Origin of the sequence: Paraburkholderia panacisoli (assembly GCF_008369935.1) — a bacterium.
Classification (GTDB): Bacteria; Pseudomonadota; Gammaproteobacteria; order Burkholderiales; family Burkholderiaceae; genus Paraburkholderia; species Paraburkholderia panacisoli.
This window is the reverse complement of the sequence record NZ_VTUZ01000036.1, coordinates 35,646-50,508: the sequence shown is the minus strand read 5'-3', so window position 1 is coordinate 50,508 and position 14,863 is coordinate 35,646. Positions and strand designations below refer to the sequence as shown.

General features: G+C 59.7%; 14 protein-coding genes and 2 pseudogenes. 14 read left to right on the top strand and 2 right to left on the bottom strand.

Features of this window, described 5'->3' with window-relative positions; genetic code table 11:
* Positions 1 to 31 precede the first annotated feature (31 nt).
* The 9 genes and pseudogenes from FVF58_RS36820 (at position 32) to FVF58_RS36780 (ending at position 8,282) form a co-directional block, all read left to right on the top strand.
* A complete protein-coding gene (locus FVF58_RS36820; protein WP_149674627.1) occupies positions 32 to 1,096 on the top strand; it encodes an ABC transporter ATP-binding protein in 1,065 nt (354 codons plus the stop codon).
* Between the two features lie 97 nt (positions 1,097 to 1,193).
* On the top strand, positions 1,194 to 2,513 hold the full coding sequence (locus tag FVF58_RS36815) for an ABC transporter substrate-binding protein (RefSeq protein WP_149674626.1): 1,320 nt from the start codon (positions 1,194 to 1,196) through the stop codon (positions 2,511 to 2,513).
* 138 nt (positions 2,514 to 2,651) lie between these two features.
* The gene (locus FVF58_RS36810) at positions 2,652 to 3,530 is read left to right on the top strand and encodes a carbohydrate ABC transporter permease (protein ID WP_246217347.1); all 879 of its coding nucleotides are present in this window, start codon (positions 2,652 to 2,654) and stop codon (positions 3,528 to 3,530) included.
* Between the two features lie 55 nt (positions 3,531 to 3,585).
* A complete protein-coding gene (locus FVF58_RS36805) occupies positions 3,586 to 4,416 on the top strand; it encodes a carbohydrate ABC transporter permease (RefSeq protein ID WP_149674674.1) in 831 nt (276 codons plus the stop codon).
* A 7-nt stretch (positions 4,417 to 4,423) separates the two neighbouring features.
* On the top strand, positions 4,424 to 5,560 hold the full coding sequence (locus tag FVF58_RS36800) for a mandelate racemase/muconate lactonizing enzyme family protein (protein ID WP_149674624.1): 1,137 nt from the start codon (positions 4,424 to 4,426) through the stop codon (positions 5,558 to 5,560).
* Between the two features lie 38 nt (positions 5,561 to 5,598).
* On the top strand, positions 5,599 to 6,684 hold the full coding sequence (locus FVF58_RS36795; protein ID WP_149674623.1) for an aldo/keto reductase: 1,086 nt from the start codon (positions 5,599 to 5,601) through the stop codon (positions 6,682 to 6,684).
* A complete protein-coding gene (locus FVF58_RS36790; RefSeq protein WP_149674622.1) occupies positions 6,681 to 7,511 on the top strand; it encodes an amidohydrolase family protein in 831 nt (276 codons plus the stop codon). Before FVF58_RS36795 ends, FVF58_RS36790 begins: the two co-directional genes overlap by 4 nt.
* 50 nt (positions 7,512 to 7,561) lie before the next feature.
* Positions 7,562 to 7,717, top strand: a pseudogene (locus FVF58_RS36785) (SDR family oxidoreductase); the annotation flags it as partial.
* 223 nt (positions 7,718 to 7,940) lie between these two features.
* Positions 7,941 to 8,282, top strand: a complete 342-nt coding sequence (locus tag FVF58_RS36780) for an L-rhamnose mutarotase (RefSeq protein ID WP_149674621.1) — start codon at positions 7,941 to 7,943, stop codon at positions 8,280 to 8,282.
* 60 nt (positions 8,283 to 8,342) lie between these two features.
* Here the strand turns inward: FVF58_RS36780 and FVF58_RS36775 are convergent.
* Positions 8,343 to 8,675, bottom strand: a pseudogene (locus tag FVF58_RS36775) (helix-turn-helix domain-containing protein); the annotation flags it as partial.
* Between the two features lie 316 nt (positions 8,676 to 8,991).
* Positions 8,992 to 9,204 carry an MHS family MFS transporter gene (locus FVF58_RS36770; protein WP_149674620.1) on the bottom strand — a complete coding sequence of 71 codons (213 nt, stop codon included), beginning with the start codon at positions 9,202 to 9,204 and terminating at the stop codon, positions 8,992 to 8,994.
* A 144-nt stretch (positions 9,205 to 9,348) separates the two neighbouring features.
* Between FVF58_RS36770 and FVF58_RS36765 the strand changes: the two genes are divergently transcribed.
* The 5 genes from FVF58_RS36765 to poxB all read left to right on the top strand — a co-directional run bounded on the left by FVF58_RS36765 (position 9,349) and on the right by poxB (position 14,841).
* Positions 9,349 to 10,263 carry a LysR family transcriptional regulator gene (locus tag FVF58_RS36765; protein ID WP_149674619.1) on the top strand — a complete coding sequence of 305 codons (915 nt, stop codon included), beginning with the start codon at positions 9,349 to 9,351 and terminating at the stop codon, positions 10,261 to 10,263.
* 111 nt (positions 10,264 to 10,374) lie between these two features.
* Entirely contained in the window at positions 10,375 to 11,208 is an 834-nt protein-coding gene (locus FVF58_RS36760) for an aldolase/citrate lyase family protein (RefSeq protein WP_149674618.1), read from the top strand.
* Between the two features lie 25 nt (positions 11,209 to 11,233).
* Positions 11,234 to 11,761, top strand: coding sequence for a (R)-specific enoyl-CoA hydratase RipB/Ich (ripB, locus tag FVF58_RS36755; protein ID WP_149674617.1), 528 nt, complete (start codon positions 11,234 to 11,236; stop codon positions 11,759 to 11,761).
* Between the two features lie 15 nt (positions 11,762 to 11,776).
* Positions 11,777 to 13,108 carry an acetyl-CoA hydrolase/transferase family protein gene (locus FVF58_RS36750; RefSeq protein WP_149674616.1) on the top strand — a complete coding sequence of 444 codons (1,332 nt, stop codon included), beginning with the start codon at positions 11,777 to 11,779 and terminating at the stop codon, positions 13,106 to 13,108.
* Between the two features lie 14 nt (positions 13,109 to 13,122).
* The gene (poxB, locus tag FVF58_RS36745; protein WP_149674615.1) at positions 13,123 to 14,841 is read left to right on the top strand and encodes a ubiquinone-dependent pyruvate dehydrogenase; all 1,719 of its coding nucleotides are present in this window, start codon (positions 13,123 to 13,125) and stop codon (positions 14,839 to 14,841) included.
* Positions 14,842 to 14,863 lie beyond the last annotated feature (22 nt).

Below are 14,863 nucleotides of genomic sequence, written 5' to 3'. Positions count from 1 at the left end.
CGGTTACTGAATAACCCGGGAAGGAGGGCGGATGGCAGCCGTAGCATTCGAGCAGGTCCGAAAGTCGTTTGGCGAGCAGGAGGTGTTGAAGCAGATTGACCTGCAGGTTCCGGACGGGGAGTTTCTCGTACTGGTCGGGCCGAGCGGATGCGGGAAATCCACGCTGCTGCGTGCGCTGGCGGGCCTCGAAAGCGTCAGTCATGGGCGCATCGTGATAGACGGCGAGATCGTCAATGCGCGGCCGCCGCGCGATCGCGATATCGCGATGGTTTTCCAGAACTACGCGCTGTATCCACACATGACGGTGCTCGAAAACCTGACGTTCGCGCTCAAGCTGCGCAATCGCGATCCGCAGGAGATTGCCTCTCGGGCGCAAAAGGCGGCGACGATGCTGGGTCTGCAGGATCTGCTCGATCGTCATCCCCGCCATCTGTCGGGCGGTCAGCGGCAGCGGGTGGCGATGGGCCGCGCGATCGTGCGTGACCCGAAAGTGTTCCTGTTCGATGAGCCGCTCTCCAATCTCGATGCGAGGCTCCGCGTGCAGATGCGCGCGGAGATCAAGGCCCTGCACCAGCGTTTGCGCGCCACGACCGTCTATGTGACTCACGACCAGATCGAGGCGATGACGATGGCAGACCGCATCGTCGTGCTCAACGGTGGCGTGATCGAACAGATCGGCACACCGCTTGCGCTATATGACGATCCTGACAATCTCTTCGTAGCAGGCTTCATCGGCTCGCCTGCGATGAACTTCTTCAAGGGGATTTACGAGCCGCATGGGGATGGCGCATGCGTGCGCATTGGCGAGCTCGCGCTCCCTGCGCCGCCCGTCAACGCCGCGCAGGGACAGGAGGTGATGTACGGGATTCGTCCCGAGCATCTCAGCGTTGCTGGCGCAGGCGGCATGCCGTTCGCGCTCGACGTGGTTGAGCCTACCGGTGCGGCGACCGAACTGTTCGGTACGGTCGCCGGCCAGGCCTGTTGCGTCATGCTGAACGGCCGCACCGATGTGCCTGCCGGCACGACCATCTCGCTGCTAGCGGACCCCGCCAGAGTACTCGTGTTCGACCGCACCAGCGGGCGACGGCTGCGCTAAACAGGATTGCGAGCCAAACCGTCGCGGGCTCGCATTACACAGTTGCCGCCGGCGAGCCGCGCGGTCCACGGCGGAACCCATACAAGAGGAGACAAGGATGCGTTATAGAACCATGTTCAGGCTCGCAGCTTCGGTATTTGCGCTCGCGGGTGTTGTCGCGTCGGGTCTCGCACATGCCGACGGCGAATACAAGGGCTACACGCTGCGGGTCAAGCTGATCGGCGGCGTCCAGTATGAGGCGCTCTATGCGCGCATTCCGCTGTGGGAAAAACAGACAGGTGCGAAAGTCGAGATCGTGTCGCGCAAGAGCCATTTCGAGCTCGATCGCGAACTGAAGCAGGACATTGCATCCGGCCATATCGACTATTGCGTGTCGTCCAACCATACGAATTTTTCCGCACAGTACCCGATTTTCCGTGATCTGAAGGGCGTGTTCCCGGCCAGTTATCTGGCGGCGTTCTCGCCGAGCTTGCTCAAGCAGTCCGAGATCAACGGACATCTGGTGCAGATTCCGCGCTCGGTCGATATTGAGGCGCTCTACTACAACAAGGCGGCCTACGACGATCCGGTCAACCAGAGTGCCTATCACAAGCAGTTCGGCGAACCGCTCGCGCCGCCGAGGAACTATGCTGAATTCACGCAGCAGGCGAAGTTCTTCACCAAAGCACCGAATTTTTACGGCACACAGTTTCCCGGCAAGGACGAAGCGATTACTGGCACGTTCTATTCGTTGTTGATCGCCAACGGTGGCCAGTTGCTGGATGGGAAAAACCGTCCTGCGTTCAACTCGCCGATCGGTGTCAAGACGCTGAACTGGTTCGTGGATTTATACAAGGCGGGTGCCGTACCTAAGGGAGTGCCGAGCTATGTCTGGGACGATCTGGGCAACAACTTCGCTGCAGGCAAAGTGGCGCTGGATCTCGACTGGCCAGGCTTCGCTTCGTTCTACAACGATCCGAAGACTTCCAGAATGGCCGGCAACGTGGGCGTGGTGCCGGCGCCGCTAGGCACTGCCAACAAGCGGCCGGGCTGGTCAGGTTCGCATAGCTTTTCGATCACGAAGACCTGCGACCGCCCAGAAGTCGCGGCGAGCTTCATCCAGTTCCTGACCAGCTTCGATTCGCAGATGGTGGAGGCGCGGCTCGGGACGATCCCGTCGCGGGTCGATGCCCAGCAAGCGGTCGTGAAAGAGTTCGAGGCGAAACAAGATACGTATATGGCGCGTGCGATCTCGGTGTTCAGCACGGCGGCTCAGCAGGACGCCTTTACGCCTCCGCGGATCCAGCAATGGGACGAGATATCCAATGCGCTGTGGCCGGAATTGCAGAAGGCGCTAATCGGCGACAAATCGGCCCAGCAGGCGCTAGACGATGCGGCGAAAAAAGTTTCCGACATCATGCAGGACGCGTCCAACTAGCGACATGCATGGCGCGGCCCGCGCGCCGCGCCATGCAGTCAGTCTGCTTTTCCCTGCTTCAATATGCGCTCCAATATGCGATTCAATATCCGCTATTCGCCCGCCGTACAATCCCCCCGACCGGCCCTGCATGAGAGCATGGCCGTGCCGCTAAGGCTGCTGCTGCCGGCATTTGTTTCGGTAGCGATCGTCGTTGTGCTGCCGCTGCTTTTTTCGCTCTACACGAGTTTCACCGCGTACCGGCTCATCGATCCTGACACGATCTGGAATGTCGTCGGTTTGCGAAACTATCTGCGCGCGTTTGCGAAAGGGGATTTCTGGGCCGCGTTCGGTCGTACCGTGCTGTTCCTGACGATTGCGTTGAATCTGGAACTGTTGCTCGGCCTCGGGATCGCGCTGCTGCTCAACCAGATTGTGAAAGGCCAACGCGCGCTGCGCACCATCATGATGTTCCCGATGATGTTTTCGCCGGTGCTGGTCGGTTTTCAGTTCAAGTTCATGCTCAACGACAGCACGGGCGTCGTCAATCATGTACTGCAAACGGTATTCGGATTGAAGACCACGATTCCATTTCTGGTCGATGCGCAATGGGCGCTTGCTTCGTTGATCGCGGCGGAGGTGTGGAATTCGACGCCGGTGTTCGCGGTGATTCTGCTCGCTGGCCTGATGGCTTTGCCGAAGGATCCGATCGAAGCGTCCAAAGTCGACGGCTGCACGCCGTGGCAAACCTTCCGCTACGTGACGCTGCCGTACCTGATGCCGTTCATCTATATCGCGATGACGATCCGTTCGCTGGACGTCGGCCGGGCCTATGACATCGTTCGCATCATGACCAACGGCGGTCCCGGCGGACGTACCGAATTGCTCTGGACGATGGTAGGCCGTATCGCCTACGACGATTCACGCATGGGTTACGCAAATGCCATCGGCTACGTGTCCGTGCTCGTATCGGTGCTGTTCACGCTGTACTTTTTCCGCAAACTCAACGCAGCGCGCAAACACATGGGGCCGGCCTGACATCATGAGTATTACTTTCAATCACGCTTCCACATTCGATACGCTGCAAGCACCGATGAGACGTTGTGCTCTGTGGCTCGCAGTGTTCCTCGTGATGGCGGTCATCTGCGTGCCAGGCCTTTGGGTCATGCTCAATGCGTTCCGCTCGAATGTCGCGATTCTGTCGAACCAGCCACTGCTTGATGCCGGCAGTTATACGCTCGACAACTTTCGCAATGTGTTCGGCTTTGGCGGAATCGCGTCGCTGCCGATTCGCCAGTACTTCGTTAATTCGGTGGTGATTTCTCTAGCGAGCACGCTTGCTGCGATCGTGGTCGGGGTGGCCGGCGGCTATGCGTTTGCGCGTTTCGAGTTCCGCCACAAGAAGCTATTGTTCGTTGTGCTGATGCTCACGCGAGCGATTCCGGGCATCGCGCTCTCGCTGCCGATCTTCATGCTGTGGGCGTGGACGGGTTTGCTCGACACGCATGTCGGCGTGATTATCGTCTACCTCGCGATGAACGTGCCGTTCACGGTCTGGCTGATCGACGGGTTTTTTCGCGAAGTGCCGGCAGAACTCGCCGAGGCCGCACAGATCGACGGCTGCAGCCGCTGGCAGGCGTTCTGGCATATCGAACTGCCTCTGGCCCGCTCGGGCGTGGCGTCGGCTGCGATCTTCGCGTTTCTGACTAGTTGGAACGAGTTCGCGCTGGCGTCGCAACTGTGCCGCAGCCCCGATACCAAAACGCTGCCCGTCGGCTTGATGGACTTTACCGCGCAGTTCACGGTGGACTGGGCCGGCATGTGCACCATGGCCGTAATCATCATCATTCCGGCCATCATCCTCACGTTCATCGTTCAGAAGCACCTGATTGCAGGTCTCACGCTTGGCGGCGTCAAAGGATAGAACAAACATGACCCTCATCGAAACCGTAGAAATCCGGCAGGTCGACCTTCAGCCGAAGGTGCGGCGCACGGATGCCATCCAGTCGTTTGTCATTCAGGAAACGGTGCTGGTCACGATCCGTTGTAGTGACGGCAGCGCCGGCACAGGCTACACATATACGATTGGCACGGGCGGCTCGTCGATCGTCGCGTTGCTGCACGACCATCTGGCGCCGCAACTCATCGGCCGCAATCCCGCGGAATATGAAGCGATCTGGCGGCATCTGTTCTATCACACGCACGCGACCGCGGTCGGCGCGATCACGAGTCTCGCGCTTGCCGCAATCGATACCGCGCTGTGGGATCGCAATACGCGCGTGGCCGGACTGCCGTTGTGGGTTGCGGCAGGCGGTGCGAAGCCGCGTGTGCGGACTTACACGACAGAGGGCGGTTGGTTGCATCTGTCGGAGAGCGAACTTGTCGAGCAGACCCTGCAGGCACAGGAATTCGGATTCTGCGGCGCAAAGCTGAAAGTGGGGCGCCCGCATCTTTCCGAAGATGTGCGGCGACTTGCGGCCGTGCGGGAAGCGGTGGGCGGCAGCTTCGAGTTGATGGTCGACGCGAATCAGGGGTTCACGCTCTCCGAGGCGCTGCGGCGAGCGCACGCGTTCGAGCCGCTGCACCTCGCATGGCTGGAGGAACCGCTGCCCGCCGAAAACATCGCTGGCCATCGGCAACTGAGCGCAGCCACAGCGGTGCCGGTCGCGGTCGGCGAATCGATGTATCACCCCGCGCAGTTCGCCGAATATATGAAATCAGACGCCTGCTCGATCGTGCAGGCAGACGTGGCGCGCGTCGGCGGCATCACACCGTGGTTGAAGATTGCTCATTTTGCCGAGGCGATGAACATCGCGATCTGCCCACATTTCCTGATGGAACTGCATGTGAGCCTGTGCGCCGCGGTGACGAATTCCGCGTGGGTCGAATACATCCCGCAGATCGACACTCTCACGGGCTCGCGTGTGAAGATTGAGCAGGGGTATGCGGTCGCGCCGGATGAGCCTGGTCTTGGCATCGATTGGGACTGGGATGTGATTGGCGCGAGCCAGCACGTGCACAAGTCGATCGGTATGGCCGCCGCGTGTGTCGCCGCGGGAGGCGCATGATGGACCGCGCGCAGCCTGGGAGAGACGCAGTGAGGGGCATGCGCGAGCGTCCCACACCATTGCGGTTCAGCGCGCTCGGTTTCGGATCGGCGGGCATCGCTGGCATGTATCGCGACGTGACCCACGCACAGGCACTCGCCGCGGTCGACGCAGCCTGGGATGCTGGTGTGCGGTACTTCGATACGGCGCCGTTCTACGGCTATACGAAGGGCGAACACAGGCTGGGCGCCGCGCTCTCGAGTCGCAACCGCGACGAATTCGTGCTATCGACCAAAGCAGGGCGGATGCTGACACCGGCCGACGCGGGCGGCGCAGCCGTCTCGCAGGGCGGCTGGGCGAATCCGTTTCCGTTCAAGGTGCGTTTCGACTACACGCGCGACGCCATACTGCGCTCGTTCGAAGACAGTCTACAACGCCTCGGGATGGCAAGTATCGACGTGCTGCTGGTGCACGACATCGGCAGCTATACGCACGGCAACGAACCGGAGACAGCGGCGCATTACTGGCGACAACTTTCGGACAGCGGATTCAAGGCGCTGGACGAATTGCGATCGGCGGGCGTCGTTCGCGCAGTGGGGCTAGGCGTGAATGAGAGTGCCGCGATCGTCGATGCGTTGCGCGAATTCGATCTCGACTGCGCGCTGCTCGCGGGACGGTACACGCTGCTCGAGCAGACTGTCCTTGACGACCTGTTACCGATCTGCGACGCACGCGGCGTCGGCGTGCTGATCGGAGGCGCTTTCAATTCGGGCATTCTTGCGCGCGGACGTGGAGTTCCCGCACACAGTCCGGATGGCTCGTGCCCCGCGTTCAACTACGCGAGCGCGCCGCCGGAAATTGTGGCTCGCGTCGAGCGTTTTGTCGCAGTGTGCGATACGTTCGGCGTACCGCTGAGCGCTGCCGCGTTACAGTTTCCGTATGCGCATCCGACGGTGAAAAGCATCGTGACGGGCGCACGTTCACCGGACGAAATGATCGATAACGCACGCGGTTTCGCCCTCCCGATTCCACTCGCGTTTTGGCGTGAGCTGAAAGAACTCGGCTTGATCGATCAACGGGCGCCGGTGCCGGGCGAGTGCGCGGCAGCCACGCATGTCCGTGAGCTTGCACGGGAGCGCTCATGAAGATCGATGCGCATCAGCATTTCTGGCAGCGCAGCCGCGGCGACTACGGATGGCTCACCCCCGAGCTGGGCCCGTTGTGGCGTGACTTCCTGCCGGCAGATCTGGCACCCCTGGCGTCTGCTGCGTGCATCGAACGTACGATCGTCGTGCAGGCCGCGCCGACTCTGGCTGAGACCCGTTACCTGCTGGCGCTGGCGGCGCGTGAGCCGTCGATTGGGGGCGTCGTCGGCTGGGTGCCGATGCTCGTGCCCGAAGCACCCGCGCTAATCGCCGAGCTTGCACGCGATCCAAAGTTCAAGGGTGTGCGCCCGATGCTGCAAGACCTGCCGGATGACAACTGGATCGCTAATCCTGCACTAGCGCCCGCCGTAGAGGCGCTGCTCGCGCATGACGTCGCCTTCGACGCGCTGATTTTCGCGCGCCACGTCGAAGCGCTCGAGACCTTTGCGGCGCGCTTTCCACAGTTGCGCATCGTGGTCGATCATGGCGCGAAGCCGCCGGTCCGCGATGGCCATGCCGGCTGGCGAACGTGGGCCGACGGCACCACGCGCCTCTCGCGCCTGCCGAATACTCATTGCAAACTTTCGGGTCTTGCAAGCGAAGCCGCACCCGGCTGGACTGAAGAGACCCTACGGCCGTATGTCGATCATTTGCTGAATACCTTCGGCCCGGCGCGCCTGATGTGGGGCAGTGACTGGCCTGTGCTCAACATGAACGGCGATTACCTGTTATGGCATTCGGTGGCGAACACTTTGCTTGCGTCACTGTCCGACGCGGCGCGCGACGCGGTTTTCGGTGCGAACGCCGGAGCATTCTATCGCTTGTGAAGTTTGTTAAACCACGGTGAAGGGACGCTGGAATGCCCCCGAAGGCGAGTGTCGAGCAGGTACATGCGGCGTTCGTCGCGCGTCAGCCAATGGGACGTGTGGGTAAGCCCGAGGAGGTCGCAGCGCTCGATTTGTACCTTGCATCCGATGAGTCGTTGTTTACGACCGGCCAGATCCACTTGATCGATGGCGGTTGGTCGAATTAACTGCGCCATTCGGTGCCGTCTCAGCAACGACGAAAAGACAAGATGAAACTCCTCCGTTATGGACCGATGGGACAGGAAAGGGAGCGTCAATTGCCAGGTTCGTTCGTGGGACCACCGACGTGCTGCAGGTCTTTTTCCAGTCACATCAGGAGAAAGCGGGTTTGAATCACAGCATTGCGCTGCACAGAAAGCGCAGCAATTTACACGACCGTCGGAGAATGCGATGAGACGCTGCCTGATGTTGGACCTCAAGGATTCCCCTGATCTTATCGCCGAGTACGAGGCCATGCACCGCAAGATTTGGCCCGAGGTGGCGAATCATCTCCGCAGCCAGGGGATCACCTGTATGGAAATCTTCCGGCTGGGGACCCGGCTATGCATGCTGATGGAGACCGATGACACAGTCTTCAGCGCTCAGCGCATTGCGGATGCTGAAGCAAGCGATCCGGTGCTGACGGAATGGCAGCGCCTGATGTGGAATTTCCAGGCCCCGACGCCGTGGACCCCACCCGGCGAGAAATGGGTCGAAGCGGCGCTCATCTTCGATTTGTCACGGCAACAGTGAAATATGGTTCGGAGGAGTCGATTTTGTCGCGATAAGTCAAGTGCGGCAAGGTAAGCTCAGCGAGCCGTCCGTAGGCCTGGTGTGCAGGGTCTTGTGAATCAATTGGGCCAGTTGCTCATCATCGATCGTGCGCGGCTTGCCCGGGCGTACTTCGTCATACAGTCCGTTGATGCGCTGCTCCAGGAACCGCAGACGCCACTTGCCCACTGTCGCGCGCGTGAGTTGCAGGCGCTGGGAGATCGCGCTGTTGGGCTCTCCGTCAGCCGCTGCCAGTACGATGCGCGCACGCGTGACCAACGCAGCCGAAATCGAACGGGAACGTGCTATCGAAATCAGTTGCGAGCGCTCGTCTTCGCTCAGCATCAGTTCGGCCTTCGGTCGTCCCATCGGCATGTTGGCGTCTCCCATTCCGTTGACGTCAACATGCTACGCGAACATAGAGCAGTTAACAACGGAATGGGACACTAGCCGTGTGGCGCCCCGACGGTCCGCTGTCGAGTGCGCAGCTGACGCTCGACCGTCCATGCGCAAGCCATGGTGAACGGCTCTAGATGGCCGGCTTGTGCCCGCCGGGGGCGGTGCCGCTTGGTCTGCGACACCCTCAGCGTGCGGCGTCTGCATACTCCGGATTCTCGTTGGTAAGCGACTCGGGCAGTTGACATGTTTATTCGCGTCCCGGAAGCCATTGCCCAGCAAGGCTTCTCGCCCTTCAATGCACCGTGGCCCCGCGAATTGACGAGTTTAATGTCGCGAAGTTGACATGTTTATTGCGTTCTACGACAGCGGTGCCGAAGATGAAGAAGTCATACCATTCAATCACCGACTCGATGAGGCTCACAGTGGCAGCGCGCCGTTGGATCGTACGAGCGTGTCGAAAGTTGGGCGCATGATCGCGCGCGATGTCTTCTGAAGGGTTCGCCATGTCTGTCTCCGTTTGCTGATTTTGTGGGGCCATTGTCCAAGGCGCGACGTTCGGCGACAATGCGGAGTTCGCGAAGGTATCCTTGGGGTTTTCCGTAGGCTTGATCGCTCGTGGAATCAACGAAAACGAAGACGGAGACACTTCATGCGCTTCGACATAGCGGATTTACGGCTTTTCGTGGCCGTGGTGGAAGCGGGCAGCATTACGCACGGCGCCACGCGGGTAAACTTGGCTCTAGGCTCGGCGAGCGGGCGCATCAAGCAAATGGAGGAAGCAGTGGGCGTGCCGTTGCTCGCGCGCCAGCGGCTCGGCGTCCAACCTACGGAAGCAGGCCATACGTTGTTACGTCACGCACGCTCAACGCTCGCTTCCATGCAGCGATTGACCGACGACCTTGGCCAGTTCGCCCATGGACTGAAAGGCACGGTGCGGCTGCTGGCAAACACCAACGCGCTCACAGAGTTTGTGCCGACGCCTGTCAGCCATTTCCTTGCAGCACATCCCAACGTCAACATTGAAGTTGAAGAGCGCCTGAGTCACGAAATCGTCGAGGCGCTGATGGATGGCGTGGCAGACATCGGCATCGTGGCCGCGGCGGCAGATATGGGCGCGTTGCAAGCGTTTCCCTTTGTCACCGATCGCCTGTGCGCCGTCGTGCCCGCGTCTGCACCCGGCTTCGAAGGCATGCACGACATTGCGTTCGAGGACTTGCTTGAGCACGATTTCGTGGGGTATGCGAGCGGCGCATCGATTCAGACTTATTTGGAGGGCCATGCGCGCAGATTGCACCGGCGGATTCGCCAGCGTATCCAGCTACGGAGTTTCGACGCGATCTGCCGTCTGGTCGAGAATGGCGTGGGCGTATCAGTCGTGCCTGAGTCGGCGGCCCGCCGATGCAAGCGCACCATGGGTATTCGTGTTCTACGTCTCGTTGATACCTGGGCGCTGCGTGAAATGCGCGTGTGCGTGAGCGAGCGGGACGCACTCCCAACCTACGCTCGTCTGCTGTTCGACCACCTGATCGCAAGCGGCTCCAAGCAGTCACGCAGCAAAACCTGAAAATCAAGGCTTCCGGATTTCCGAAGGCTGACACCACTATTGCCGCATTGTCAGCCGCGCGCTGCATCACGAGAATGAAGAGGTCAAAACATTCTTCAGGTGCAAAGCGTCATGTCCGATCGTTCTGCTTGTCCCACTCGTAGTTGGCTCTTCACACCCGCCACTCGTCCTGACCGTCTCTTAAGCGCGGCCAAGAGTGGTGTGGACATTACCATCGCCGATCTCGAAGATTCCGTGTCCTCCGCTGAGAAGCCGGATGCACGAAAGAATCTCCTTGCGTGGCTCAACACGCCTCTGAACGAAACCACGCCGCGGCTTGCGGTGCGCATCAATCCAGTTTCTACGCGCTTCGGCCTGGACGACCTTGCCGCGTTGCTGGACGCCTCGCGTATGCCCGATTTTATCCTGCTGCCGAAAGTTGAATCGCCGGATCAGGTGGCACTCGTAGCAAGCCTGTTCGATCAAGCCGGTAAAACGAGCGTGCTGGTTCCCCTGATCGAATCGGCGCGAGGCATGTTCGCGGTCGAATCGATCGCCAGATCCAGCGCTTATGTCGGGGCGCTCATGTTTGGCGCCGCTGACTATGCCTCCGATGTGCTTGCCCAATCCGACTCTCTCGCGCTGCAGGTCGCGCGTTGTCGCGTAGCGGCAGCGTGTGCTTCGGCTGGCATCGAGGCGATTGACGCGCCGTGCTTCGCCATTCACGACGCTGACCTTTTGCAAAGCGATCTGGTTTTCGCGCTCGCCAATGGATTTCATGGCAAAAGCGCCATTCACCCTTCACATATTGAATCTATTAACCGCGTGTTCACGCCGTCCGCCGATCGCGTTACGTGGGCGAAACGCGTGCTCGAAGCAAACGAGCACGGCGTGGGCATCGTGGACGGGCGCATGATCGACGAGGCCATTGCTCGTGAAGCGCGTGGCGTGCTGGCTTCAGTCTGACAACTTATCTCTTTAGGGCAACATCATGACATCTTCTATTTCCGCGTATCGCCAGATTGAAGAAAATCGCTTCCGCGAAACGTCTGGCCTGTACTTCGAGGACTTTGTTCCCGGGACGATCTACGAGCATCGGCCAGGCAGAACGATCACCGATGTCGACAATATCTGGAACACGCTCCTCACCATGAACACGCAGCAGGTCCATTTCGACGCGGCTTATGCCGCGAAGACCGAGTGGAAGAAGCTGCTGGTCGACAGCACCTTCACCCTCGCTGTGATTACCGGAATGAGCGTACGCACCGTGAGTGCGAAAGTGGTGGCCAACCTGGGCTGGGACAAGGTCAAGGCTACGCATCCGGTATTTGCGGGCGACACGCTTTACGCGGAATCCACCGTGCTATCCAAGCGCGAGTCGGAGAGTCGTCCGACGCAGGGGATCGTGACCGTGGAAACAAAAGGACTCAACCAGGACGGCAAGATCGTAATGACGTTCGAACGCACGATGCTGATCTACAAGCGCGGTCATTCACCCGAAACCGACGCCAACTATTGATCCGGAGCTGTACTCATGAACCTCAGATTTCAAGTTGAAGAGTTGTACAAGAGCAAGCTTACATCGGCAGTGCAAGCGGTTTCGACACTACACAGTGACTCGTCAATCGCGCTCGGGATGGCGATGTCGCAGCCACCCTCATTACTCGAGGCGTTAGGGGCGCGCGCCGAAGCAGGGGACATTGATGCGCTGAAGGTCTACTACTTTCACTCGGAAGCGTTTTTGCGAAATAGTTTGCTGCGCTATTCGCTCATGGGCCGGATCCTGCCGCATTGCATGTTCATGGGCGCTCCCGAGCGCGAGCTCATCAAGCTCGGCGTTGAGGACGGCAACCGCAAGGTCGTGTTCTACGTGCCTAACTCGTTTAGCCAGTCTCCCCGGCTATTCGCTGACCATATCCCGGTCGACACAATGCTGGTGATGGTGTCGCCCATGGATGCGAACGGCTACTTTACGTTCGGCACCAACAACGATTACACGACGGGCGTCGCGCGCGCCGCACGCAGGTTGATTGTGGAAGTCAACCCGAACATGCCCCGCGTCTTCGGCGATTCGTTGTTGCATGTATCGGAAGTGGATGCGATCGTGGAATCGAATCACCCGATACCCGAGCTCAAGCCAAAAGCGGCGACTGCACACGACCGGACGATCAGCGCGCTGATTGCCGAGCTTGTTACCGACGGCGCCTGCCTGCAGATGGGGATTGGTGCGTTACCCAACGCGGTATGTGCCGCGCTTGCCGGCCATAGTCATCTCGGGATTCATACAGAGTTGCTGACACCGGGGCTGGTTGACCTGATTCAGCGCGGGGTAGTGGACAACTCTCGCAAGACGCTTAATCGGGGCAAGACCGTCTTCACTTTCGCGATGGGCGACCGCGAGATGTATCAGTACCTGGACAACAACCCGTCGATCGAGAGCTATCCGGTGAGCTACGTGAACGATCCGCATACGATCTCGCGCAACGATAACGTCATATCGGTTAACTCGACCATCGAATTGGACCTGACCGGTGCATGCAATTCAGAGCACGTGAAAGGGCATCAATACAGCGCAACCGGCGGGCAACTCGACTTTGTCCGTGGGGCATACGCGTCCCGTGGTGGTAAATCAATCATAGCGTTCCACTCAACAACAGGCGGCGGAGCGGTATCGAAGATCGTCTCCCGACTGAGCGGGCCGGTAACCACGCCGCGTACTGACACTCATCTTGTCGTGACCGAATACGGTGTGGCGAACTTGAAGGGTCTGTCATCGACCGAACGAGCGAACGCGATCATTCGTATTGCACACCCCGAGTTTCGCGAGGCGCTGTCGGCGCAGGCGCGCGAACTCCATTTACTTTAAAGCAGGAGACCATCATGGGTAGAACGATCGCCGATCATTTGGCGCACACCCTGGCGGCTGCCGGCGTAGAACGTATCTGGGGAGTGACAGGTGACAGCCTGAACGGGCTTTCCGACAGCCTCAATCGAATGGATTCGATCCGCTGGATGCACACGCGGCATGAAGAGGTCGCGGCATTTGCTGCCGGCGCCGAGGCCGCTGCAACGGGTCGGCTAGCTGTGTGCGCGGGCAGTTGCGGGCCGGGCAATTTGCACCTGATCAATGGTCTTTTTGATTGCCACCGAAATCACGTTCCGGTGCTCGCTATTGCGGCGCATATTCCATCGACTGAGATTGGTCTTGGTTACTTTCAGGAAACCCATCCAACGGAGCTTTTCAAGGAATGCAGCCATTTCGTCGAACTCGTTACTAGCCGCGAGCAGTTTTCGCGGGTACTCGAGCGCGCAATGCGGACCGCCATCAACGAACGCGGTGTTGCGGTCATTGTGTTGCCCGGTGACATTGCACTCGACGATGCGCCGTCGGAAGCGCCTTCCTGGGTCGATGCACAACCGCCAATGATCATCCCGGTTGCGCGCGATCTTGATCGATTAGCGGCTCTGCTCAACCAAGCAAGCGCCGTTACCTTGCTATGCGGTAGTGGCTGCGCCAACGCACATGATGAGGTTGTCGCTCTCGCGGACAAGCTTGGTGCCCCAGTTGTCCACGCACTACGGGGTAAGCAATATATCGAGCACGACAATCCGTTCGATGTTGGCATGACTGGATTTATCGGTTTCAGCTCGGGCTACCACGCGATGATGTCTTGCGACACACTCGTTATGCTTGGGACCGACTTTCCCTACCGTAACTTCTATCCTGGGCGAGCAAAGATCGTGCAGATCGATATACGGGGCGACGCGCTCGGCAGACGCACGCCACTTGCACTCGGACTCGTGGGCGGGGTCCGCGAAACGCTGACTGCCTTGCTGCCTCGCCTGGAGCGCAAGACGGACCGTCGTTTCCTCGATAGCGCAAGAAAGCACTATGTGTCGGCACGCAAGGGACTCGACGACCTCGCGCGACCCTCGCCATCGGGCCGGCCAATTCATCCGCAATACCTGACGCGGCTTGTCGACGAAATCGCCGAGAAGGATGCTGTCTTTACCGCCGACGTGGGCACGCCAACGCTATGGGCGGCACGCTATCTGACGATGAACGGCAAACGCAGCCTGCATGGCTCGTTCAACCACGGGTCGATGGCAAACGCGATGCCACAGGCGCTCGGTGCTCAGGCGGCAGATCTAGGACGGCAGGTCATCTCGCTTTCAGGCGACGGCGGACTGTCAATGCTGCTTGGGGACCTTTTGAGCGCACGGCAACTTGACCTCCCAATCAAGGTCGTTGTGTACAACAACAGTTCGCTTGGATTTGTCGCCATGGAGATGAAAGCGGGTGGGTATCTGGACACCGGGACTGATTTGAGCACGACAAATTTCGCGGATATTGCTGCAGCTGCGGGGATTTTTAGTATTCGGGTCGAACATTCCGAGGACTTACCTGATGCCTTGCGACGCGCTTTTGCACGGCCGGGCCCCGCGTTGATCGATGTGGTTACTGCCAAGCATGAAATCGCATTGCCACCGAAGGTGCAGTGGGCGCAAGCAAAGGGCTTCAGCCTATATATGTTGCGCGCCGTGCTGAACGGCCGGGCAGATGAAGTCGTGGAATTGGCGCATACGCATTTTCGTTGACCGTGAATCACGCACGCGCCTC